The organism is Candidatus Agathobaculum pullicola, from assembly GCF_052117205.1.
Taxonomy (GTDB): Bacteria; Bacillota; Clostridia; order Oscillospirales; family Butyricicoccaceae; genus Agathobaculum; species Agathobaculum pullicola.
Genome location: NZ_JBQKJP010000048.1, coordinates 1 through 22640 on the forward strand (window position 1 = coordinate 1; position 22640 = coordinate 22640).

Annotated in this window: 19 protein-coding genes and 3 tRNA genes; 12 read left to right on the forward strand and 10 right to left on the reverse strand. The window is 57.5% G+C overall.

All coding sequences use genetic code 11. From position 1 onward, the window contains the following. Nucleotides 1–207: 207 nt before the first annotated feature. From ACTQ3V_RS13205 to ACTQ3V_RS13240, 8 genes are all read left to right on the forward strand, one after another. On the forward strand, nt 208–2136 hold the full coding sequence (locus tag ACTQ3V_RS13205) for an ABC-F family ATP-binding cassette domain-containing protein (RefSeq protein WP_441467924.1): 1929 nt from the start codon (nt 208–210) through the stop codon (nt 2134–2136). After that, the gene (locus tag ACTQ3V_RS13210; protein ID WP_441467925.1) at nt 2133–2915 is read left to right on the forward strand and encodes a YdcF family protein; all 783 of its coding nucleotides are present in this window, start codon (nt 2133–2135) and stop codon (nt 2913–2915) included. The genes ACTQ3V_RS13205 and ACTQ3V_RS13210 overlap by 4 nt, the downstream gene beginning before the upstream one ends. Nucleotides 2916–2931: 16 nt before the next feature. Then, entirely contained in the window at nt 2932–3996 is a 1065-nt protein-coding gene (gene prfA / locus ACTQ3V_RS13215; protein WP_441467926.1) for a peptide chain release factor 1, read from the forward strand. A 25-nt stretch (nt 3997–4021) separates the two neighbouring features. Then, nucleotides 4022–4234, forward strand: a complete 213-nt coding sequence (locus ACTQ3V_RS13220; protein WP_441467927.1) for a hypothetical protein — start codon at nt 4022–4024, stop codon at nt 4232–4234. Between the two features lie 27 nt (nt 4235–4261). Then, on the forward strand, nt 4262–5290 hold the full coding sequence (locus ACTQ3V_RS13225; RefSeq protein ID WP_441467928.1) for an L-threonylcarbamoyladenylate synthase: 1029 nt from the start codon (nt 4262–4264) through the stop codon (nt 5288–5290). A gap of 29 nt (nt 5291–5319) precedes the next feature. Further along, nucleotides 5320–5910 (forward strand): dephospho-CoA kinase, encoded by a 591-nt coding sequence (coaE, locus tag ACTQ3V_RS13230; protein WP_441467929.1) that lies wholly within the window; start codon nt 5320–5322, stop codon nt 5908–5910. A gap of 3 nt (nt 5911–5913) precedes the next feature. Next, nucleotides 5914–7308, forward strand: coding sequence for an aminopeptidase (locus ACTQ3V_RS13235; RefSeq protein ID WP_441467930.1), 1395 nt, complete (start codon nt 5914–5916; stop codon nt 7306–7308). Between the two features lie 147 nt (nt 7309–7455). After that, complete coding sequence (locus tag ACTQ3V_RS13240) at nt 7456–8157, forward strand: S-layer homology domain-containing protein (RefSeq protein ID WP_441467931.1); 702 nt, start codon at nt 7456–7458, stop codon at nt 8155–8157. A 61-nt stretch (nt 8158–8218) separates the two neighbouring features. On the opposite strand, the gene ACTQ3V_RS13245 is transcribed toward ACTQ3V_RS13240, so the two are convergent. Further along, nucleotides 8219–9298 carry a sensor histidine kinase gene (locus ACTQ3V_RS13245; protein ID WP_441467932.1) on the reverse strand — a complete coding sequence of 360 codons (1080 nt, stop codon included), beginning with the start codon at nt 9296–9298 and terminating at the stop codon, nt 8219–8221. A gap of 253 nt (nt 9299–9551) precedes the next feature. Here ACTQ3V_RS13245 and gap point away from each other — a divergent pair, with 253 nt between their 5' ends. Further along, nucleotides 9552–10580 carry a type I glyceraldehyde-3-phosphate dehydrogenase gene (gene gap / locus ACTQ3V_RS13250; RefSeq protein ID WP_441467933.1) on the forward strand — a complete coding sequence of 343 codons (1029 nt, stop codon included), beginning with the start codon at nt 9552–9554 and terminating at the stop codon, nt 10578–10580. Nucleotides 10581–10669: 89 nt separating this feature from the next. Continuing rightward, nucleotides 10670–10882 (forward strand): DUF5808 domain-containing protein, encoded by a 213-nt coding sequence (locus ACTQ3V_RS13255; RefSeq protein WP_441467934.1) that lies wholly within the window; start codon nt 10670–10672, stop codon nt 10880–10882. Between the two features lie 177 nt (nt 10883–11059). Here the strand turns inward: ACTQ3V_RS13255 and uraA are convergent, their stop codons facing one another. From uraA to rnr, 3 genes are all read right to left on the reverse strand, one after another. Continuing rightward, nucleotides 11060–12337, reverse strand: coding sequence for a uracil permease (uraA, locus tag ACTQ3V_RS13260; RefSeq protein WP_441467935.1), 1278 nt, complete (start codon nt 12335–12337; stop codon nt 11060–11062). Between the two features lie 76 nt (nt 12338–12413). Next, nucleotides 12414–13256 carry a patatin-like phospholipase family protein gene (locus ACTQ3V_RS13265; protein WP_441467936.1) on the reverse strand — a complete coding sequence of 281 codons (843 nt, stop codon included), beginning with the start codon at nt 13254–13256 and terminating at the stop codon, nt 12414–12416. 31 nt (nt 13257–13287) lie between these two features. Beyond that, entirely contained in the window at nt 13288–15534 is a 2247-nt protein-coding gene (gene rnr, locus ACTQ3V_RS13270) for a ribonuclease R (protein ID WP_441467937.1), read from the reverse strand. A gap of 139 nt (nt 15535–15673) precedes the next feature. Here rnr and ACTQ3V_RS13275 point away from each other — a divergent pair, with 139 nt between their 5' ends. Beyond that, nucleotides 15674–16429, forward strand: a complete 756-nt coding sequence (locus ACTQ3V_RS13275; protein WP_441467942.1) for an SDR family NAD(P)-dependent oxidoreductase — start codon at nt 15674–15676, stop codon at nt 16427–16429. Continuing rightward, nucleotides 16426–17229, forward strand: coding sequence for a tRNA 2-thiocytidine biosynthesis TtcA family protein (locus tag ACTQ3V_RS13280; RefSeq protein ID WP_441467938.1), 804 nt, complete (start codon nt 16426–16428; stop codon nt 17227–17229). Before ACTQ3V_RS13275 ends, ACTQ3V_RS13280 begins: the two co-directional genes overlap by 4 nt. A 146-nt stretch (nt 17230–17375) precedes the next feature. Here the strand turns inward: ACTQ3V_RS13280 and ACTQ3V_RS13285 are convergent, their stop codons facing one another. The 6 genes from ACTQ3V_RS13285 to ACTQ3V_RS13310 all read right to left on the reverse strand — a co-directional run bounded on the left by ACTQ3V_RS13285 (nt 17376) and on the right by ACTQ3V_RS13310 (nt 22478). Continuing rightward, nucleotides 17376–19769, reverse strand: coding sequence for a heavy metal translocating P-type ATPase (locus tag ACTQ3V_RS13285; protein WP_441467939.1), 2394 nt, complete (start codon nt 19767–19769; stop codon nt 17376–17378). Between the two features lie 153 nt (nt 19770–19922). Beyond that, on the reverse strand, nt 19923–20816 hold the full coding sequence (locus tag ACTQ3V_RS13290; RefSeq protein ID WP_441467940.1) for a DMT family transporter: 894 nt from the start codon (nt 20814–20816) through the stop codon (nt 19923–19925). Between the two features lie 72 nt (nt 20817–20888). After that, a tRNA-Thr gene (locus ACTQ3V_RS13295) sits at nt 20889–20964 on the reverse strand. Between the two features lie 4 nt (nt 20965–20968). Beyond that, nucleotides 20969–21044 (reverse strand) — tRNA-Trp (locus tag ACTQ3V_RS13300). 3 nt (nt 21045–21047) lie between these two features. Further along, nucleotides 21048–21123 (reverse strand) — tRNA-Asn (locus ACTQ3V_RS13305). A gap of 176 nt (nt 21124–21299) precedes the next feature. Then, on the reverse strand, nt 21300–22478 hold the full coding sequence (locus ACTQ3V_RS13310) for an iron-containing alcohol dehydrogenase (protein WP_441467941.1): 1179 nt from the start codon (nt 22476–22478) through the stop codon (nt 21300–21302). Nucleotides 22479–22640 lie beyond the last annotated feature (162 nt).

Consider the following 22640-nt stretch of genomic DNA (forward strand, 5'->3'; position numbering starts at 1 on the left):
ATATGGCCCCCTCTCGTCAAGTTAAGTGTAGCAACTCAACTTTAACCGATGAGGCCTTATCCTTCATCCCTTTTTTATTCAACTGTCCAAGATGTATTGTACTCCTACAGGCAAGGTCGCGCAGACTGCGGCGTTTTGGGGTTTGCGGCGGCGCGAAAACGTGTTATAATAACTCTGATTACCGAAATATCGAAAGGAGCCGCGAACGTGGCTGACATTTCCGTACAGAATTTAACCAAATACTATGGCGACAAGCTGATTTTACAGGATATCTCTTTTGATATTCAGCCGGGGGAAAAGGTGGCGATCCTCGGCGCGAACGGCGCGGGAAAAACGACGCTGCTGCACGTTCTGACCGGCCGCTTGCCCTATGACGGCGGGCATGTGTCCTTCGGACAGGGAAAAACCGCGGGCGTAATTGACCAGATGCCGGATTTCCCGCCGGAATCGACGGTGGAGGATGTGCTGCGCCTTGCCTTCCGCGAGTCGGATGAGGTCGCCGCCGCGATGGACGAGCTCACCGACGAGATGACCCGCCGCCCGGACGACGCTTCACTGCTCAAGCGATACGCACAGCTGGAAACCCGTCTGGAAATTCTGGGGGGCTACAACCGAGATTACGAGATTGACCGCGTGTGCAACGGTCTGGATATTCCCGAGGCAATGCGCGCGCAGCAGTTTGCGCTGCTGTCCGGCGGCGAAAAGACGCGCATCAATCTTGCGCGTATTATTTTGGAGCAGACCGACATCCTGCTGCTCGACGAGCCGACCAACCATCTCGATATGCAGGCGGTGGACTGGCTGGGGGAATACCTTGAAAACTATCGCGGTACGGTTATGATTATTTCCCACGACCGCTGGTTTATCGATCAGTGCTGCGACCGCGTGATCGAGATTCACGACTGCACCTGCGACTTTTATAATGGCAACTATTCGTATTACGCGGTCGAGCGGGAGCGGCGTCGGGAGGAGCAGCGCAAGCACCATGAGCATGAGCTGGCCGAGAAAAAGCGCCTCGAAGCGACCGCCCGCGCAATGCACGAGCACGGCACCGAGCGCCTCGCCAAGCGCGCGGCGTCCATCGAAAAGCGCATCGCGCGCATGAAAGTCACCGACCGCCTCAAGACCGAAAAGAAAATGACCGTCACCTTTGGCGACCCGAACTACGAGACGGAAGAAGTCCTCAAGGTCAAGGATATTACAAAGAGTTATGACGGACGGGAAATATTACACGATATCAGCTTTAACATCCGCAACCGTGAGAAGGTGGCGCTGCTGGGCGCAAACGGCGCGGGAAAAACGACGCTGCTGAAGATTCTGCTGGGCGAGGAAACGCCGGATAACGGCGTGATTCGCAAGGGTGTGGGTCTGCGTCCGGCCTATCTGCCGCAGCAGGTGTACTTTGCCAACCCGCATCGTAATCTGATCGACACTCTGATTTACGATAAAAATGTGTCCATGCAGGTGGCGCGTAACCGGCTGGGCTCGTTCCAGTTTACGGGCGAGCAGCAGATGAAAACCGTGGAAATGCTGTCCGGCGGTGAAAAAAGCCGCTTGCGGCTGTGCGAGCTGATGTACGATCCGCTCAATTTCCTCATTCTCGACGAGCCGACCAACCATCTGGATCTGGCCAGCCGCGAATGGATAGAGGAAGCGGTCGAGGCGTTTGACGGTACGCTGCTGTTCGTTTCGCATGACCGTTACTTTGTCGAGCGGTTCGCGACCCGCGTGCTGTATCTGGAGGACGGGCATCTCATCGACTTTATCGGCTCATACTCGGATTTCCTGAAATACCGAGAAAAAGGGGAAAAACCGGAGAATCCCGCGCCCGCCCCGACGCCAAAGCGCAAAAAGCCCGATGTCCCGACGCTGGACGACGTTCCCCGCCCGCCGGAAAAGCCGCGTCGCACGGGCGGCACGAAAAATCTGCAAAAGCAGCTGGGCACCCTCGAACGGGAGATTTCTCAGCTGGAGCGGCAGTCGGCGGATTTGGAACAGCAGATGATCGAGGCCTCGTCCGACTCGGCGCGCCTTTTGGAACTGATGACCGAAAAGGAGACGTGCGACGAGTCGCTTGCCGCCAAGATGGATGAATGGGAGGCTATCGCGGCCGAATTGGAGGAGTTGCAGCAATGACCGAACGCAAAATCTGGCTGGCGCTCGCGGTGGTGTTCACCGTGGGCGGCGTGGTGCAGTTGCCGTGGGCGCCGTCCCGATTCGGCGCGGCGTTCTTTCTGGCGCTTGCCGTCGGCTGCGCCGGCATGTGGCTGGTGTTGCGCGGACAGGAGCAATTTTTCGCCTGCCGCGTGCTGGCAGTTGTCGGCCGCGTGTTGTTCGCTCTTTTTGTCATATCGTTCGCCGCAATCCAAATTTTTGTCATTCAGGCAGGTATGCGGACCGAACAAGCGGATACGCAGGCGGATTATTATATCGTACTGGGCGCGCTGGTCAATCCCGACGGACAGCCGTCGGCAGCGCTTGCCGCGCGATGCGATACCGCAGCGGAATTGCTGGCTGCGCATCCGAACAGCAAAGCGGTGCTGTGCGGCGGGCAGGGCGACAACGAACCGCGCACCGAGGCGGCATCCATGTTTGCGTATCTGACCGAGCGCAAGGGGATTGACCCTGCGCGTCTGCTGCGCGAGGATATGTCAACCAATACGATTGAAAATCTGGAAAATGCGCGCACGCTGATTGAAACGGCGGAGGCGCGCGATCATGAGAGCTATACCGCCGCGGTGGTGACGAGCGACTATCATCTGGCGCGTGCCAAGGTGCTGATGCGCCGCGCGGGCTATGAGGAGGGGCTGGGCGTACCCGCACCCACGCCTTACCCAGGGCAGTGGGTCGCGGTGCGCTGCCGGGAATACTGCTCAATCCTCGGGCTGATGCTGACCGGCCGTTGGACGGCCTGAGGGGAAGGAGAAACGCATGTTTAAAAAAGTAAAGGCGTTGTGCCAGCGCATGGATGAGTTGGAGGCACGTTTGTCCGAGCCGGGACTGTACGACGACCCCGACCACGCGGCAAAGCTGCTCAAGGAGCGCAATGAGCTGGAGCCGATTGTCGCGGCCTACCGCGCTTATGAGCAGGCGCAGCAGACCATCGCGGACGCGACCGAAATGTTGTCCGACCCGGATATGAAAGAACTGGCGCAGGAGGAGTTGCACGCGGCCAAAGCCGAGGAAAAGCGGCTGGAGGACGAACTGAAGATTCTGCTGCTGCCCAAAGACCCGAATGACGAGAAAAACATTTTCGTGGAAATCCGCGGCGGCGCGGGCGGTGAGGAAAGCGCACTGTTTGCCGCCGACCTGTACCGCATGTACACGATGTACGCGGATAAACGAGGCTGGCAGACTGAGGTGATGAGCACGTCCGAAACCGAGCTGGGCGGCTATAAGGAAATTGTGTTCCGTGTGGCGGGCGATAAGGTGTATTCGCGGCTCAAATTTGAGTCGGGCGTTCACCGCGTGCAGCGTGTGCCTGAAACCGAGAGCCAGGGGCGCGTCCATACCTCGACCACGACGGTCGCGGTGCTGCCCGAAGCGGAAGAAGTGGACTTCTACCTCGACCCGAACGACCTGCGCATTGACACCTTTCGTTCATCAGGCGCAGGTGGCCAGCATATCAATAAAACATCGTCGGCGATTCGTGTCACCCACATCCCGACCGGAACGGTTGTCGAATGTCAGGATGAGCGCAGTCAGCATAAGAATAGGGACAAAGCGCTGCGTGTGCTGCGCAGCCGGCTGTACGAAGCTGAGGTGGAAAAGCAGCAGGCCGCCATTGCCGCCGACCGAAAAAGTCAGGTCGGCACGGGCGACCGTTCGGAGCGTATCCGCACCTATAATTATCCGGAAAACCGCGTATCCGATCACCGCATCAAGCTGACGCTGTATAAGCTCGACCAATTTTTAAACGGCGATATGGATGAGATTCTGGATGCGCTCATTGCGGCGGACACCGCCGAAAAGCTGAAAGCGCAGAGCGAAGCCTGACCCTCGCGAAAGGAGAATTTGTACGATGAATGAACTTTCTGCACTCATACAGTCCGCGCCATGGCTTTGGATTGGCATTGCGCTGGTCGTCCTCAACCTTGTGCTGTTTGTGCTTAAGGTTACCAAAAAACTCATCCTGCTGGCCATCGGCGCGGCACTGGTTGCCGTGGGTATCTATACCGGTGTGATTGAGGCTCCGGATGTATTGTTGGCGCTGCCAATGCTGTATTTAGGATGATAAATCCCATATGGAAGTGAAATATACATGAAAACAATTATGCTTTCCCCACAACAAGATAAAAATGCAGTAAAAATGGCAGCTGACTTGATTTTACAGGGTGAAGTGGTGGGCATGCCCACAGAAACAGTCTATGGGCTTGCTGCTAACGCCTTAAATGGGGAAGCAGTGGAAAAAATTTTTCACGCGAAGGGCCGTCCACAGGATAATCCGCTCATCGTGCATATTGCGGACTTCGAGCAGATGTACGAGCTGTGTCCGGCGGTGCCGCCGCAGGCCAAACTGCTTGCCGAAGCGTTCTGGCCCGGCCCGCTGACCATGATTGTACCCAAGGGCGACTGCATCCCGGAGGCGGTTTCGTGCGGGTTGGAAACGGTCGGCATCCGCCTGCCTTCGCATCCGCTGGCGCGCGCACTCATTCGTGCGGCAGGCGTACCGCTTGCTGCCCCATCGGCCAATACGTCCGGTCGCCCGTCCACCACGACGGCCGAGCATGTGCTGCGCGATATGGACGGCCGCATTGCCGCCATTCTGGATGGCGGACCATGCGGCGTGGGCGTGGAGTCCACGGTTGTGACGCTCGCGCTCGATAAGCCGCGTTTGCTGCGGCCGGGCGGCGTGACGCTCGAGCAGCTCGAAACCGTGCTGGGGGAGGTCGAGGTTGACCGTGCGCTGTATGAGAAAATCGGAGACGATGTCAAGGTGTCCGCACCGGGGATGAAATATCGCCACTACGCGCCGAAGGCCCCTGTGATAGTGGTGCGCGGTGACCCACAAAAGACGGCACAATACATCACAGAACATCTATCTGGCCCCACTGGTGTGTTATGTTTTGACGAATATAGAGATATTTTCCCCACCTGCACGGTGGAGTGCTTCGGTTCACAGACAGACCTTGCCGCGCAGGCGCGCGAGGTGTTTGACCGGTTGCGCGCGTTTGACGATACGGACGTGCAGCAGATTTGGGCGCAGTGTCCGTCCGACGAGGGATTGGGGCTTGCAGTCGCCAATCGCATCAAAAAAGCTGCGGGTTTTCATGTAATCGTGGTCGAATGACCGCATAACCCGCAGGAGAAGGTGGAAAAATGAGAATCATCGGCCTGACCGGCGGCAGCGGAACGGGAAAAGGGACATTTGCCGCTCTGCTGCGCGAAAAAGGCGCGGGTTGGGTGGACGCGGATGCGGTCTACCGAACGCTTTGCGCGCAAAACCGCGAGATGCTCGCCGCGCTTGACGCAGCGTTCGGCGGTGTGCTGGACGACACCGGCGCGCTCGACCGTCCAAAACTCGCGCGCATTGTATTTTCCAATCCGGAAAAGCTGCAAAAGCTGAATGAAATTACCCTGCCTTACATCCGTGTGGCATCCTTGGATGCCATGCGCGCGCAGGGGGATTGTCCGTTTGTGCTGTACGATGCACCGACGCTGTTTGAAGCGGGTGCGGACAACTTATGCCAGTGCGTGATCGGCGTGCTGGCCGACACAGAAGTGCGTGTGCAGCGTATTATGGCGCGCGATGGCTTGGACGAGCAGGCGGCGCGTGCCCGCATCGGCGCGCAGCCGGACGCGAATTTTTATCGCGCGCGATGCCATTACATTGTGGAAAACAACGGCGACCTTGCCGATTTACAGCGACAGGCCGACGCGATTTTTAAAGATTTAAGTAAAGGAGACTGAGTTATGACTTCCGAACAGCTGTTTTATGACAAAAAACCCGGCTTCGACCGTCTGACCGGCAGCGACAAGCGCGGTATGCAGACCTATGCCGAGGAATACAAGGCATTCCTTGACGAGTCTAAGACCGAGCGCGACGCAGTCAGGGAGATGGTGCGCATGGCCGAGGCCAAGGGATTTCGCGCATGGACGCGCGACGACACGGTAAAGCCTGGCGACAAGCTCTATCAGGTCAATCGTGACAAGGGCATCATGCTCGCCGTTATCGGCAAAAAGGGTATGGCGGAGGGCGTGCGCCTGACCGCCGCGCATCTCGACGCGCCGCGTGTGGACATCCGCACCGTACCGCTGTATGAGGACGGCGGCATGGCGTTCTTTAAAACGCATTATTACGGCGGTATCAAGAAATACCAGTGGACGGCGATTCCGCTCGAGCTGCGCGGCGTGGTGTGCGTGTGCCACAATGGGCAGGTAAAAAAGGTTGAGGTGCGCGTGGGCGATAAGGCGGATGACCCGAAATTTGTCATCACCGACCTGCTGCCGCACCTTGCCTCCGAGCAGATGACCAAAAAGGCGACCGAAATCGTTAAGGGCGAGGGCATGAACGTGCTCATCGGCTCTGTGCCGAGCGAAACGGTGGATGAAAAGTGCAGCGAGAAGATCAAACTGGCTATCATGGAGCACTTAAACCGCCAGTACGGTATGGTAGAAGCGGATTTTCTTTCCGCAGAGCTGTGCTGTGTGCCTGCGTTCAAGGCATGCGACATCGGCTTTGACCGCTCGTTTGTCGGCTCGTATGGCCACGACGACCGTGTTTGCTCGTACACTGCGGCGACCGCGCTGCTTGACCTGAAGGCAACACCTACCCACACCTGCGTGTGCCTGCTGGTGGACAAGGAGGAGACCGGATCGGACGGTGTGACCGGAATGCAGTCGCGTGCATTCGACACCTTCATGGCCGACCTGTGCCGTGCGCAGGACGCGCTGCTCGAAGAGTGCTATGAAAATTCGGTCTGTCTGTCCGCGGATGTGTGCAACGCCTTTGACCCCAACTTTCCGGAGGTGTCCGAGAAGCGCAACGATGCCAAAGCCAACTGCGGTTTTGCGCTGGTCAAGTACACGGGCGCGCGCGGCAAGTCCGGCACGTCGGACGCGACCGCGGAACTGATGGCGCGTATCCGCTGCATTTTCGACAAGGCGGATGTCGTCTGGCAGACCGGTCAGCTGGGCAAGGTAGATCAGGGCGGCGGCGGCACGGTTGCGATGTATCTGGCCAACCGCAACATCGATACGGTGGACGCAGGCGTGCCCGTTCTCTCGATGCACGCGCCGTTTGAGGTAATTGCAAAGCTTGACCTGTATATGGCGTACAAGGGCTTCGGAGCCTTTTATAAGGATTGAAATATAGGAAAAGGGCGCTGAAAAGTGCCCTTTTCTCGTATTACATCTATATTACACTTTTTTGGTAGGAATGTACAAGGCGTGCCGGTTGTGGTACATTGATAAAGCGGCAGCGATGCCGCAAAGCGAGCAAAGGAGAATGAAAAAATGGAATTCAAACAGGTGCTCTCGTATTTTCTGACCGGCGCTGCGTTGTTATCGGTAACGACCACGGCGCTGGCTGCGGAGCATCCGGTCGATGTGCAGACAGGGGCATGGTATCAGCCTGCGGTCGAGTATGTGCTGGAAAACAACCTGATGGATATTACACAGGAAGATACTTTTACGCCGGACAATGCGGTCACCCGACAAGCGGTTGCGGACGCGATTTACCGCGACGCGCAGCGGCAGGGACTGGAGCCGGATATTTCCGTGGGCAAAGGCATGATGCAGCTGCACGACTGTGCGCAGCTGGAGGAAAGCTATCTTCCCGGTCTGGCGTATTGCTTTAACGCCGGTATTCTGACCGGCGATAACAAGAGATATCTGCATGCAACGGAAACCATCACCCGAGAGGAGTTCGCGGCTGTGCTTGCGCGTTACGATCAGATTTTGCTCAACCGCGCAGCGGCTGACACAACGGGCAGGCCGATCAATGTGACGGGATTTGCAAACTGGTATGAGGCCGAGGCCGAGATGCAGGCATTCACCGATTACAATACAATCAGCGCATGGGCGCGTGCGAGCGTTACCGCATGCCTTGCGGACAATTTACTGCATGGCAACGCAGACGGCACCTTTGCGCCGCAGGCGCAGGTGACTCGCGCAGAGCTGGCGCAGATTCTGTATAACTTCTCTCAGAAGGCATAAAACCGATATGGTAAAGCAAAACGACCGCTATGTTTTAGTACATAGCGGCCGTTTTGCTGCGTTATCCAAAGATGGAAAACTCAACCTCTTCCAAAGGATACCCGTCTTCGAGGATCATAGGAGCGTACAAGTTGTGGTCGGCAAGCGTCTCGGGAAGATGTGCGATTGTGAAATGCAGCTGGCTGCCGCCGCCTTCGCGTGGAGACAGCAGCAGGCTGCCGCCGTGCAGCTGTGCGATGCGCTGGATGAGCGATAAGCCCAGTCCGGGCGGCGTACCCTGCCGTGCGAGCGCAAGGTATTCATCGAGCGGGACGGGCATCTGCCAGCCGGACAGCAGCGCTTCAAAGCGCGTAGCGTCAAGCCCCGGCCCACGGTCGGCTACCGTAATGGTGTAAAAGGCGCCGTCATCATATAGGCTCAGGGAAATATCGCCGTCCGGCGGCGTGACATGCAGGGCATTGGAAAGCAGGTTGTACAATGCCGTGCGGATGAGCTGCGGCTCTATCAGCGCAATGCAGCTATCGTCCGCATGCACCGTGATGGGTGCGGCGGTGCTGGGAACATATGAGGATGCCTGCTCCGCAGCGCTGCGGCATAGCTCGGCCAAATCATCATGGCGCAGCCGCAGCTGCTCGGTCAGCGGCGGATCGTGCAGAAAGTCCGAGTGCATGAGAAGGCGGTGCAGGCGCATGCACTGGCGACGCAAATGCGCGGCGAGTGTGGGATCGTCTACTTGCGCTGCGTCCGCAAGCAGCGTTCCCAGATACTGTGTACCCTTGGCGTGCAGCACGCGAAGCGTGCCATCGTAGGAGGCGCGGTCATCACGCACAAAGGCCAGCAATGCGCCGTCACGGTGCGGCAGGATCTCCAGACGATATTCCAGACCGTCCAGCTCTTCGTATACTGTATGCGGTATGTGTGCAGCGATGCAATCGCGCAAAGCCGCCGCTGCTTGTTCGCTGAGCAGCTGATCAATACGCTCGAGCGGGTGCAGCCCGGTCAGGCGAGCGGCGATTTCATTGCTGTTTTCTATATGGAGCGAGGAAGAAACCGTGACAACTGCTGCGTCGCGCAGACCGGTGCGGGCGAGCAGTTCGCGCAGGGTTTTCCCGTCAATCTGTGAAAAGAACGTATCCGCCATCTTTATCCTCCAAAATATTTTTTGTTTCTCTTTTCATGAGTATAAGGCCGCACGGGGACTGAAATACTATATTTTGTGGGATGTGCTTATTATACCACCAGACGGGAATGCTTTGCAAAGAAAATTGTACAAAAAGCCCAGTCATAATGACAAAAATTTCACAAATATTACACCTTGCGGCAGACGACCCGTTTAGTGTATAATAAAACCATCGACAGAGACTCATTAAAAACATTTTAGGAGGATACTGCAAATGGCTATCAAAGTTGGTATCAATGGCTTTGGCCGTATCGGCCGTATGGTTTTCCGCGCTGGTCTGAAGAACCCGAACATTGAGTTCGTAGCGGTAAACGATCCGTTCATGACTCCGGACTACATGGCATACATGCTCAAGTATGACACCATGCACGGTCGCTATGACGGCACCATCGAGTTTGACGACAACTCCATCACTGTAGACGGCAAGAAGGTTCAGTTCTTTGCTGAGATGGATCCCAAGAATATTCCGTGGGGCAAGGCTGGCGCAGACTACGTTGTTGAGTCCACCGGCGTTTTCCTGACCAAGGAGAAGGCTCAGGCACACATCGACGGCGGCGCTAAGAAGGTTATTATGTCCGCTCCGTCCAAGGATGACACCCCGATGTTCGTTATGGGCGTTAACCAGGACGCTTACACCAAGGATATGACCTTTGTGTCCAACGCTTCCTGCACCACCAACTGCCTGGCTCCGATTGCTAAGGTTCTGGACGAAGCATTCGGCATCACCGAAGGCCTGATGACCACCGTTCACTCCGCTACCGGCACCCAGAAGGTTGTTGACGGTCCGTCCAAGAAGGACTGGCGCGGCGGCCGTGCGGCTTGCGGCAACATCATTCCGTCCTCCACTGGCGCTGCGAAGGCAGTAGGCAAGGTTTACCCGAAGCTGAACGGCAAGCTGACCGGTATGTCCATGCGTGTTCCGACTCTGGACGTTTCCGTTGTTGACCTGACCTGCAACCTCGCTAAGCCGGCTAAGTACGAGGACATCTGCGCTGCGATGAAGAAGGCTTCCGAGACTCCGCTGTCTGAGGGCGGCCTGCAGGGCGTTTTGGGCTACACCGACGAGGACGTTGTTTCCTCCGACTTCCTGGGCGACGCTCGCACCTCTATCTTCGACGCCAAGGCTGGCATTCAGCTGACCGACACCTTCGTGAAGGTTGTTTCTTGGTACGACAACGAGTGGGGCTACTCCAACAAGCTGCTGATGCTCATCGAGCACATGGCTGAGGTTGACAACAAGTAAGTTATCCTCTCTAAACTGCAAAGCACCCTTTCCACCGGAAAGGGTGCTTTTTTGTTTGACATATGATATACTCACAGCAGGAAACAGAGGTGGTTCGCATCAAACGGAAATACAGCCAAGAGGAAGTCGAAGCGCGTTTGCACGGCAGGTTTTACTGCAACACAGACGACAAAAATCTCTTTGTGCGCCGCAGCGTTTGGGGCGGGTGGACAATGAATATCGGCAATCCATGGGCGTGGTGCGCCGTGGGCGCAATCGCACTGGCGGTTTGCACGGCAGTATATTGGCTGATAACAATATAAATAACAAAATCCGAGGACATGTGCCTCGGATTTTGCAAACGACTTAGCGGCTTTGGGCCTCGTCCGGGGGTATCAAAAGCGGTTTGCCCGTAGACCTTTGACCTCTTCTGCTGCTGTGCGACATTCAAATGAGAGCAAACTGGAACCGCTTTTGCAGATAGGGGGTGGATGCCCCTGTCACTGGTCGTTGGACCACTTCAGCTTATCGAATACGTAGAACAGCAGGCTCATCAACATGCCAACGATGGCGGCCAGCGTCATGCCGGATAGCGACACATTGCCAAGCGACAACGTCACGCCCGAAAGACCGGTGACAAAGATGACCGATGTCAGTGCCATGTTGCGGTTTTTGCCATAATCGACGTGGTTATCCACCAGAATACGCAGACCGGAGGTACCGATCATGCCGTACAGCAGGAAGGAGATACCGCCGATGACCGGGCCGGGAATGGTCTGGATGAGCGCTGCCAGCGGGCCGACAAACGAGCAGATGATGCTCAGCACAGCCGCGCCGCCGATGACGCGCACCGAATATACCTTGGTGATGGCCATTACGCCGATGTTTTCGCCGTAGGTGGTGGTCGGCACCGAGCCGATAAAGCCCGAAATCATGGTCGAAAAGTTGTCCGCGAACAGCGAGCGATGCAGGCCGGGGTCTTTTAGCAGGTCACGACCGATGACCTTGCTGGTGACCAGCTGATGGCCGATGTGCTCGTTGGCAATGACCAGAATAACCGGCAGGATGATCAGGATGGCTTCCAAATCAAACTTCGGGGTCTGGAAATTCGGCAGCTGAAACAACGGCTGATGGATGGCGGCAGCAATGCCGTCCCAGATGACATGTTCTCCCGAAACATATTCGGTGATGAGTCCGGCGACATAGCCGCAGATAATGGCAATCAGAATCGGGATAACCGACAAAAACTTGCGGAACAGCACGCTGCCGAGCACCGCAACGGCAAGCGTTACACAGAAAGTAATCACAGTCGAGGTCGTCACGCCGTCTCCGACGATCTTGCCCGTGGATGCGGCGGAGCCGGCCAGTTCCAGGCCGATAAGCGCCACAACCGGCCCCATTGCCGCAGGCGGGAGCACCACGTCAATCCATTTGGTGCCGCATTTATAAATGATTGCCGCAAGGATACAGCCGCACAGACCGACCACCACAAAGCCGCCCAGTGCATACTGGTAGCCCCAGTTCTGAATGACGATGGTGGCCGGCGCGATGAATGCGAACGACGAGCCGAGATAGGCGGGCGCCTTGCCCTTGGTGATGAAGATGAATAGCAGTGTGCCGATACCGTTCATAAACAGCACGATAGCCGGGCTGATGCCGAACATAAACGGCACCAGCACGGACGCGCCGAACATGGCGAACATGTGCTGGATAGACAGCGGTACGAGCAGGCGCGGCGGCACCTTTTCCTCCACCTGAATGATTCGATTGGTTTGCATGTTACTCTTTTATCCCCTTTTTGTTATTTCGGCAGTGCGCCGATGTGTATAAAAAGCGCGCGAAGCGCGTTTTTTCTCAGCAAAACAGGCGCCGGATATCATCCATGCGCGCGCATGCCATATTATACCCCATTTCGTAGCCCCATTCCAGCTTTTTCACATCTTTTTCAAAGCTCTCTAAATGGTCGGTGGGCTGAAGCAGAACGGTGTTCTGCGGCTGTTTTTCCGCCAGCTGATGGCAGAAGCACACGGTTTCGTTGTAGCGTTTGGGGCGCGTGAGCATCGTGCGGGTCAGTGCGGGATACTTGCGTCGGAAGGCGCGCGCGGCAAGCTGAGTGCGGTGCGTCATTTCCTTGCGGTAGTCGAGCGGCTGGGTGAGCACAATCAGATTTTTTTCGTTGCCGTCGTGCAGGCTTTTGACAATCGGAATCGGGTCGGCCAGACCGCCGTCATAATAGGTCTCGTCGCCGATGACGACCGGCGGGAAATAAATCGGGATGGCGCAGGTTGCGCGCAGCATGGTGCTGGCGCGGTCAAGCTGCATGCCGTCAAGGTATTCCGCCTGACCGGTGTGCACGTTGGTCACACCGACGCGGATGCGGCCCGCATAACGGTGGTAGGTGTCCCAGTCAAACGGAATCAGCTCGTTCGGAATGGTGGAGAACACAAACTCCACCCCGAAAATCGAGTGGTCGCGCCGCAGATTGCGCGCACCCAAATAGCGTTTGTCATTGCGGTACTGCCGCAGTACCTCCAGATTGCGTCCGCGCTGGCGGGACAGATAGGACACGGCATAGGTGATGCCGGCGGAAACGCCGATGACATAGTCGAACATCAAATCGTTGTCGAGCAGCGCGTCCATCACGCCGCACGAAAATACCGGGCGGAACGTGCCGCCTTCCAGAACAAGTCCTGGCATGCTTCCTCATAACCTTTCTGCTTGGGATGATTTACCGACGCTTGCGCGTGGGCGGTTTGCTCTTGCGACCGCGTCCTTTGCCGCGGCTCTGACGGCGGCGCTGCGCGCGGTTGCCGGGTGCGGGCGCAAACGCGGGAGGCGGCGCGTCCTCGGTTGGGTCGGACATGGGCAGCGCGCCTTCGGCGGGCGCAAAGTCAATTTGCCCGGTCACTTCGCTTGCAGCAATCAGCTTGACGCGAATGGGTGTGCCGATGGTGAAGCGCTTGCCTGTACGGCGACCGGTCATGGTCATGCGCTGCTCGTCATACTGGTAGAAGTCGCCTGCGAGCAATTCGACGCGGATCAGGCCTTCGCAGCCGTTTTCAAGCGCCACAAAGATGCCGAACGACTGCACGCCGGATACTTCGCCGTCGAACTCCTCGCCAATGAAGCGCTTCATATAGGCCGCGATATACAGCTTGTCGATATCGCGTTCACATTCGTCTGCTGCCTGTTCGCGCGTGGAGGATTGAGAAGCCGCTTCCTCGCACAGAGTATGGTCGGCGGTCGTAAATTCCTCGCCGGTCAGCGCCTTTTGCAGCATCCGGTGCGCCACTAAGTCGGGATAGCGACGGATGGGCGAGGTAAAATGCAGATAGAACTTGGCCTTCAGGCCGTAGTGTCCGATGCACTCATCCGCGTAGCGCGCGCGGGCAAGGCTGCGCAGCAGCAGTGTCGGCAGAATACGCTGCTTGGGATCGTTTTTCGCACCGCGCAGCACAGTCTGGAACTGGAAGGTATCCTCGGGCTTGGAGGGGTCAATGCGGTAGCCAAACGGCCGCGCAAACGCCGCGAATACTCGCAGTTTGTCCGGGTCGGGGTTTTCGTGTACGCGGTACACAGTCGGAAGCTCCCTTTTGCACATATACTCTGCGACCGCTTCATTTGCCGCAAGCATAAATTCCTCAATGAGTTTTTCGCTCTCGCCGCGGTCGCGGTACTGGATGTCGGTCGGATTGCCGTTTTCGTCCACGATGATCTGCGCTTCCGGGATATCGAGCTCCAAAGCGCCGCGCTCAATGCGCCGCTTGTACAGTGCGTGCGCAAGATTGTTCATGCGCTCGGCGGTATCGACGAGGAAGGCATACTCCTCCCGCAGGGCTTTGTCGCCCGCGAGGATTTTGTTTACCTTGTTGTAGGTCATGCGCGCGCCCGACCGGATAACCGATTTGGCAAAGCGCGCCTTGTACCGCCGTCCGTCCTTGTCTATTTCCATCAGCGCGGAGAAGGTCAGGCGATCGACGCCGGGGTTTAAGGAGCAAATGCCGTGGCTGAGCGCAAACGGCAGCATGGGCACGACATGGCCTGGGTAATAAACCGATGTGCCGCGACGGAACGCCTCCATATCGAGTGGTGCGCCGGGCGTGACATAATGCGACACGTCCGCAATGTGCACGCCGAGCAGCCAATGTCCGTTTTCGAGCGGCTCGAGCGATACTGCGTCGTCAAAGTCCTTCGCGTCGTCGCCGTCGATGGTGAAAATCAGCTTGTCCCGCAGGTCGAGACGATCCTTGCACGCCGCCGAGTCGACCTCCTGCCCGATGGCGTCCGCCTCTTGCAGCACTTCGTCGGGAAATACATCATACACGCCGTTTTCGTGCAGGATGCCCGCAATAGCAGCTTCCATCGTGCCGTCCTCGCCCAAATCCGCTTCGACGACGCCTTGCGGCGGCAGCTTTTCATCTCCATAGCAGGAGATAGACACCGCGACACGGTCGCCGGGCTGGGCATCGCCCAGATGGTGGCGGTCGATGGCGACTTCGGGGTATTTCTTGGAGACCGGCTGCACGAAATAGGCGTTTCCGCGCTGCACCAGCGCGCCGGTCAGCTCGCGGTCGGCGCGGCGCAGCACGCGAATGACCGTGCCTTCACGTCGGCCACGATTGTTCTTGCGTTCGGACAGCTTGACCAGCACGCGGTCGCCGTGCCACGCGCCGCCGTTTGCGCCGGGCGGGATGAACAGGTCATCCGGCTTGGCGCCATCCGCAGGCGCGTCGGGGGCAACAAAGGCGAAGGCGCGTTCGGTAGCAAGATAGGTACCCGCCACACAACCGTAATGTGTGCAGACTGCAAAACGGTTTTTCTTGTTTTTCATCACCTGACCGTCCGCTATCAGGCGGTCGAGCGCGTCTTTCAGCTCGTTCTTGCCGGTTTCGGGCAGGGCGCGGCGCATCTCGTCCATGCGCATGGGCTGTGTCAGTAGAGCAAGCAGTTTGCTTTCCAGCTCAGTTTGTTCCATAAAAAGCCCTCCTTTCTATTCAGTATACCATTATCCAAGGCGGATTAAAAGGAAAATTGGCAGAAGCTCCGGTTTGACGCAGGGCAGAGCGCATGGTACACTAAGGGTAAACAAAGCCTCCGGAAAGGGGAGTAGTATGATGAAAGCATTGATTACCGGCGCATCCTCCGGTATTGGACGTGAAATAGCCCGCCTGCTATCCGCGCGCGGCTATGAGCTGATTTTGTGTGCGCGGCGCGAGGACCGGCTGCGTGAACTTGCCGCCGAACTGCCGACTGTGTGTCATATCATCGCGGCGGATGTATCGGACGCGAAGGAATGTCGCCTGCTGTATGAAGCAGCGCGCGGGGATGACCTTGAGGTGGTCGTCAATAACGCGGGCTTTGGTCTGTTCGGCGCGTTCACCGAGACCGATTTAGACGAAGAACTGCGCATGATTGATACCAACATCCGCGCGGTGCATATTCTGACCAAACTGGCTGTGCAGGATTTTGAAAAGCGTGGGCACGGTTATGTGCTCAATGTCGCGTCGAGTGCGGGGTTTCTGCCGGGGCCACTCATGGCGACCTATTACGCGACCAAAAACTACGTTCTGCGGCTGACACAAGCCATCCGCGAAGAACTGCGGCGCGCGGGCAGCGGCGTTCAGGTGTGCGCGCTGTGTCCCGGACCGGTGGATACCGAGTTTAACAAAGTGGCGGGCGTGGGGTTTGCGCTCGGCGGCCTGACTGTGCAGCGCGTCGCACGCGCGGCGGTAGACGGGATGTTCGCGGGCAAGGGCGTCATCGTGCCGGGGGCGGCGATGAAGGCGATGACACTGGCGCGGCATTTTGCGCCGGATAGCTTGCTTGCGCGCGTAACCTATCATTTTCAGCATAAAAAGGGTGGCGCATGACAGGACGGGAGATTCGGCGCACGCTGCAAAGCGAATTTGTGCGCACGCTGCGCAAGCCCTTTGTGGACGCGGTTAAGGCATATCGGCTGGTGCAGCGGGGGGATACCATCGCGGTTTGCATTTCGGGCGGCAAAGATTCGATGCTGCTTGCGCTGCTGATGCAGGATTTGCAGCGCACGGTGGACTTTTCGCTGCGCTTTCTGGCGATGGACCCGGGATATATGCCCGAAGGCCGCGCGCGACTGGAAGCGAACGTCGCGCATCTTGGTTTGCCGCTTGAGGTGTTTGAGACGAATGTGCTGCGTGTTGCGGGCAATCACGCGGCAGAGCATCCGTGCTTTTTGTGCGCGAAAATGCGGCGTGGTTATCTGTACACTGAGGCGAAAAAGCGGGGCTGCAACAAGATTGCCCTCGGTCATCACTATGACGACGCGGTTGAGACTGTGCTGATGGGACTGATTTACGGCGGTCAGGTGCAGGCGATGCTGCCGCGGCTTGCCGCGAAGAATTACGCGGGGATGGAGTTGATTCGCCCGCTTTATCTGACGCGCGAGCGCAGCGTACAGGCGTGGGTGGACTTTTGCGGGCTGAATTTTGCCTCGTGCGATTGCCCGGCGAAAAAGCTGGAGAGCGATACCAAGCGCGCGGCAGTCAAGGCGCTGATTGCATCGCTTGCGGCGGAAAATCCGCAAATTGAGGCGAATATCCTAAATGCCGTCAAGAATGTGGATACCGCAAAGCTGCTGGGCTGGCGGGATGAAAACGGACGCCACAGCTTCCTCGACCGGTTGGAAAAGTAAGAAAAAGCGGAAAACCTGATGGGTTTTCCGCTTTTTTTGTGGAAATTCCGGTCGCCATAGCGCAAGTGCAATGAAAAACGGTCGTAAAGCGGCCGTTTTCATCAAAAGCCCGGCTTTGCCGCACTTTCCTGATCTGCTCAAGGGAATTATTCGGTTTTGATATACAGCATGCGGATGGAGTTTAGCACGCACAGCATGGCAACGCCGGTATCTGCGAACACCGCCAGCCACATGGACGCGATACCCGCAAGGCCCAGCACCATGACGAGCAGCTTAACGCCCAGTGCAAATATGATGTTTTGCCGTGAGATGCGTTGTGCACCGCGCGCAATCTGTACGGAGGCAGGAATAGAAGACAGGTCGGCGTTCATGAACACCACGTCTGCGGCTTCGATTGCCGCGTCCGCGCCGCTGCCCATCGCCGCGCCTACGTCTGCACCCGCAAGCACGGGAGCGTCGTTGATGCCGTCGCCGACAAACATCACCGCGCCGTGCTTTTCACGCAGCTCGGTTAGCGCGGTCAGCTTATCCTCGGGCAGCAGGCGTGCGCGTACCTCTTGGATGCCAAGCTCGTGTGCGACCGCGTCCGCAGTCTCCTGTGCGTCTCCGGTCAGCATGGCGGTGGTCAGGCCCTGCGCCTGCATGCGGTCCATGGCTTGCTTCGCGTCTGCCTTGACCGTGTCTGCAATCACGATATGGCCAAGCAGCTGTCCGTCCTGCGCAAGAAGGACCTCGGTGCTGCCGGGCGTACCAGTGAAGCCTGCAAGGTTGATGCCATGCCGTTCGAGCAGCTTGCGGTTACCGCACAGCACGGTTTTGCCGCCGATAACGGCTTCTATGCCCTCGCCTGCCTGCTCACGGATGGAATCCGTAGCGGGATAGTCGGTCTGGCAGGCGGCCAGAATGGATTTTGCAATCGGATGCGTGGACGCGGATTCGCAGGCTGCCGCAAGCTGCAGCAGCTCAACGGCTTCCATATTCGCGTCCGTGGCAGGGATGACCTGCTGCACGGCGAAGTTGCCGCGGGTAATGGTACCGGTCTTATCCATGACAATGGTTTTCACGTCGTTGAGCGCCTCAAGCGATACGCCGCCTTTGAACAGGATGCCGCGTTTGGAGCCTGCGCCGATGCCTGCAAAGTAGGTCAGCGGTACGCTCAGCACAAGCGCGCACGGGCAGGAAATGACAAGGAAGGTCAGCGCGGTGTATACCCAGTGTGCCCAGTCGCCAGTGATGAGGCCGGGGACGAGTGCGGTCAATGCCGCGATGCCGACCACGACGGGCGTATAGACACGCGAAAAGCGGGTGATGAAACGGTCAATTTTGGGTTTGCGCGCGGCGGCGTTTTCCACGCTGTCCAAAATACGCTGTACCATGCTTTCCGCCAGCACATGGGTGACGCGCAGGCGGAGCACGCCGTCCGTATTGACGCAGCCGGACAGCGCACGGTCGCCGGGTGCGACGCGCACCGGCACTGGTTCGCCGGTGATGGCGGCGGTGTCCAGACGGCTGACGCCTTCCACGACTACGCCGTCGAGCGGGACGCGGTCGCCCGGACGGACGAGCACGAGGTCATCGACCTGCGCATCGGCGGCGGGAATGGTCTGCGTACTGCCGTCAGGCAGGATGCGATTGACGGTTTCCGGCCGCAAATCGACCGCCTGCATGATCTGACGGCGCGACCGTTCGACCGCGCGATCCTCGAAATATTCGCCGATGCGGTAGAACAGCATGACGCCGACGGCCTCGTCGGATGCGCCGATGACCCATGCGCCGATAGTGGCCAGTGCCATCAGAAAGTTTTCGTCAAATACGCGGCCTTTAACGATACCCCGTACAGCGGTCAGCAGCACGCGCCAGCCGAGCAGGAAGTATGCGGCCAGCATGGCGACGACCTGCGGTACGCCGTCCAGCACCAATTCGCCGAGCAGAAACAGCCCCGCGCCAATGAGAAGTTCGGCCAGCGTATGGCCGCCGGCTTCTTCCTCGTCCTCTTCGGGCGCGATGACCTTTGTTGTGCCTTCGATGGAGGTGCAGATTTCACGGATACGGGGCAGCAGTGCGTCCGGGTTGTCGCCGGTCACGCGCAGCTGACGGGTTTCAAACACCAGTGTGCAGTCGTGCACGCCGTCCAGAAGGCTGATCTGGTGCTGCATTTCTGCCGCACAGTGCGCGCAGCCGAGGTTTTGCAGCGTATACACGCGCTGTTTGCCGTGCTTACGGGAAGTATGCGCCGCGGAATGGTGTTCGTGATGTGCCGGATGATGGTCATGTCCGCAGCCGCAGGCATCATCGTGGTGATGGTCATGCCCGCAGCCGCAGGTATCATCGTGGTGATGGTCATGTCCGCAGCCGCAGGCATCATCGTGGTGATGGTCATGTCCGCAGCCGCAGGCATTATCGTGGTGATGGTCATGCCCGCAGCCGCAAGAGGCGGAATGGGAACATTCTGTGTTGTTTTCGATGTTTGTTATATGTGTATGGGCATGCAATGTGCGTTCGGTGGCAGTTGCAGCCTTGCAGGATTCTTGTGATGTCATAATGACGCCTCCCGATCTATATATGAATGATTGTTCATATGTTCATGTATTCATATTATGGCATAACAAGCGGTTTGTCAATATGGGATATGAAAAAAGATGCACAAAAGAAAAGACCGTCATTTGACGGTCTTTGATGCAGATTGAAAAGGCTCAGGCGGCGCTTTTATCCGGCAGCTGTGCCAGAATGATGGCGGCAAACATGAGCACGCAGCCCAGAATCTCGCGGCCGGACAGCGTTTGATGCAGAATCACCCAACCGGCAAGCACGGAGATAACCGACTCCAGGCTCATGATAAGCGAGGCAACCGTCGGATTCATGCCCTTTTGCCCGATAATTTGCAGGGTATAGGCCGCGCCGGAGGATAGCGCGCCTGCGTACAGCACAGGCTTCCAAGCGGCAAGTAATGCGCTCAGGCTGGGCTGCTCAAAGAGCAGCATACCCACGCCCGCAATCGCAGCGCACACATAAAACTGAATACAGGACATCTTCACGCTGTCAGTCAGCGGAGAAAAATGGTCAATGACCATAATATGTACAGAAAACAGGATAGCGCAGATAAAGGTGAGCAGGTCGCCGAGGTTCACGCTCAAGCCGTCGGTCAGGCAGAGGAAATAGAGGCCGACGATTGCCAGCGCAACACCGCACCAGACCAGTCTGCCGCATTTACGCCTGAACAGAAGGCCGAGCAGCGGCACAATTAAGATATAGCAGGCAGTCAGAAAACCGGATTTGCCGACCGTAGTGTACAGCAGGCCAATCTGCTGAAAAATGCTCGCAAAGCACAGCACCGTGCCGCAGCATACACCGCCGAGTATCAGCGTTTTGCGTGCGCGCCGTTTTTCTTCCGCATTTTCGTATGTGTGGATTGCTCCGTTCCGGTGCAGGATGGCAACAACGGGAAGCAGGACGATGCCGCCGATAACACTGCGCGCAAACAAAAAAGTGAATGGGCCGACGTAGTCCATGCCGACGCTCTGTGCCACGAACGCCACACCCCAGATGGCAGCGGTGAGCAGCAGAATCAGAGAGTTTCGGATTTTCAAGGCGAAAACGCTCCTTTGCAGGAAAATTCTGAATACATAAAAAAACGAACCGCTTCAGGCGGTTCGCTTTTTTGGAGCTGCTGACCGGATTTGAACCGGTGACCTCATCCTTACCAAGGATGCACTCTACCTACTGAGCTACAGCAGCGAAGTGGCAGGGGCAGTAGGGATCGAACCCACGGCACTCGGTTTTGGAGACCGATGCTCTACCAGCTGAGCTATACCCCTATATGGCTCCTCAAGTTGGACTCGAACCAACGACCCTGCGGTTAACAGCCGCATGCTCTACCGACTGAGCTATTGAGGAATGTGAAAAGTGCTGGTACAAAGCTACAAGCATTTATTGCAGTTAGCCTAAACATTATAGCGCGCAAAGTGAAAAGTTGTCAAGAGAAAAATGAAAGAAAAACGGAAAAATTCGTAAAAGTTGTTGGCCGGTCTGTGGCGGACGAACAGAGCCGCCCGCCACAGGCGGTGAGGGATTTATTCGGCCAAACGGTAAATGGCAAGGATAGCGTCCTTATCGAGCGAGGTATAGCTTTTAACCGGGCCTTTTACGGTGTGCACGGTGTTGCTCGCAAGTGTTTCATAGTCTGCGGGCTTGATGCCGAGCTGCGACAGATGTACCGGCATGCCAATCTCCTCAAAAAAGCGCTTCATGGTCAGAATACCTTCACGCGCGGTGCGCTCGGGGCAGGTAAAGTCCATCTCCACGCCGAACACGCGGTTTGCCAGCTGTGCAAAGCGCGGGATATCGTTTTTCATCTCGTACATTGCCCACGCGGGGAACAGAACGGAAAGGCCCGCGCCATGCGCAATTTCGTCCCGGAAAGCGCTCAACTCATGCTCAAGTTTATGCACCGGGAACAGACGTGTGCGGCCGCAGCCGGTGTAATCGTTGTGGGACACGCTGCCCGCCCACATGAGAGTAGCGCGTGCCTCGTAGTCGTTGGGATTGGCGATGGCGCGGCGGCCCGCATCGCGCGTTGCGATGAGCAGGCCTTCGCAAATACGGTCGGTGATGTCGCTTTCGCCGCCCGCGGGGGTGAGGTAGCGCTCAAGCGTGTGCATCATGATATCCACGATGCCGCAGCCGGTTTGGAATTTGGATACGGAAAACGTATTTTCCGGGTTGAGGAAGCTGATGCGCGGACGGTTGGTCTGGCTGGTGATGCCGCGCTTTTCGCGGGTTTCCTCGTTGGTCAGCACGCAGGAGTTGCTGCTTTCCGAGCCGGAGGCGGCAAGCGTCAGCACGGTGGCGATGGGCAGGGTCTTGTCGGGCGCGGTGCCGGTGGAGGCGAATTCCCACGGGTCGCGGCCCGTGGCAACGCCCATGCCGATGCCCTTGGCGGAGTCGATGACCGAGCCGCCCCCGACAGCAAGGATAAAGTCGATTGCTTCACGTCGGCAAAGCGCAATGCCCTTGCGCACCATAGACACCTTGGGGTTCGGTTCAACGCCGCCGAACTCAATAAATGACAAACCGGCATGGAACAGGCTTTGCTCCACGCGGTCGAGCAGGCCGGATGAGCGCGCACTCGATCCGCCGAAGTGCACCAGCACGCGGTGCGCGCCGATTTCCTTGAGTTTCGGGCCGATTTGCTCTTCGATTCCACGGCCAAAGACAATCTCGGTTGTTGTGTGGATGGTAAAATTCAGCATAGCGGCGACATCCTGCCTTTCTGATTGAATAAGTTAATTCTATTATACCTGTTGTAGGTTTGTCAAACATATTGGACAGAGAACTCTAAAGGAGAAAGCCAACCCAGAGGCCTCATGGGAAAGTTATTGGAGCAGCGGTTATGGACAGCAAGCTGCTTTGTG

Excerpts from the sequence above, each read along its gene's own strand:
- ACTQ3V_RS13210 (WP_441467925.1), top strand. The coding sequence starts at position 2,133 with ATGACCGAACGCAAAATCTGGCTGGCGCTCGCGGTGGTGTTCACCGTG.
- prfA (WP_441467926.1), top strand. The coding sequence starts at position 2,932 with ATGTTTAAAAAAGTAAAGGCGTTGTGCCAGCGCATGGATGAGTTGGAG.
- ACTQ3V_RS13220 (WP_441467927.1), top strand. The coding sequence starts at position 4,022 with ATGAATGAACTTTCTGCACTCATACAGTCCGCGCCATGGCTTTGGATT.
- ACTQ3V_RS13225 (WP_441467928.1), top strand. The coding sequence starts at position 4,262 with ATGAAAACAATTATGCTTTCCCCACAACAAGATAAAAATGCAGTAAAA.
- coaE (WP_441467929.1), top strand. The coding sequence starts at position 5,320 with ATGAGAATCATCGGCCTGACCGGCGGCAGCGGAACGGGAAAAGGGACA.
- ACTQ3V_RS13235 (WP_441467930.1), top strand. The coding sequence starts at position 5,914 with ATGACTTCCGAACAGCTGTTTTATGACAAAAAACCCGGCTTCGACCGT.
- ACTQ3V_RS13240 (WP_441467931.1), top strand. The coding sequence starts at position 7,456 with ATGGAATTCAAACAGGTGCTCTCGTATTTTCTGACCGGCGCTGCGTTG.
- ACTQ3V_RS13245 (WP_441467932.1), bottom strand. The coding sequence starts at position 9,298 with ATGGCGGATACGTTCTTTTCACAGATTGACGGGAAAACCCTGCGCGAA.
- gap (WP_441467933.1), top strand. The coding sequence starts at position 9,552 with ATGGCTATCAAAGTTGGTATCAATGGCTTTGGCCGTATCGGCCGTATG.
- uraA (WP_441467935.1), bottom strand. The coding sequence starts at position 12,337 with ATGCAAACCAATCGAATCATTCAGGTGGAGGAAAAGGTGCCGCCGCGC.
- ACTQ3V_RS13265 (WP_441467936.1), bottom strand. The coding sequence starts at position 13,256 with ATGCCAGGACTTGTTCTGGAAGGCGGCACGTTCCGCCCGGTATTTTCG.
- rnr (WP_441467937.1), bottom strand. The coding sequence starts at position 15,534 with ATGGAACAAACTGAGCTGGAAAGCAAACTGCTTGCTCTACTGACACAG.
- ACTQ3V_RS13275 (WP_441467942.1), top strand. The coding sequence starts at position 15,674 with ATGAAAGCATTGATTACCGGCGCATCCTCCGGTATTGGACGTGAAATA.
- ACTQ3V_RS13280 (WP_441467938.1), top strand. The coding sequence starts at position 16,426 with ATGACAGGACGGGAGATTCGGCGCACGCTGCAAAGCGAATTTGTGCGC.
- ACTQ3V_RS13285 (WP_441467939.1), bottom strand. The coding sequence starts at position 19,769 with ATGACATCACAAGAATCCTGCAAGGCTGCAACTGCCACCGAACGCACA.
- ACTQ3V_RS13310 (WP_441467941.1), bottom strand. The coding sequence starts at position 22,478 with ATGCTGAATTTTACCATCCACACAACAACCGAGATTGTCTTTGGCCGT.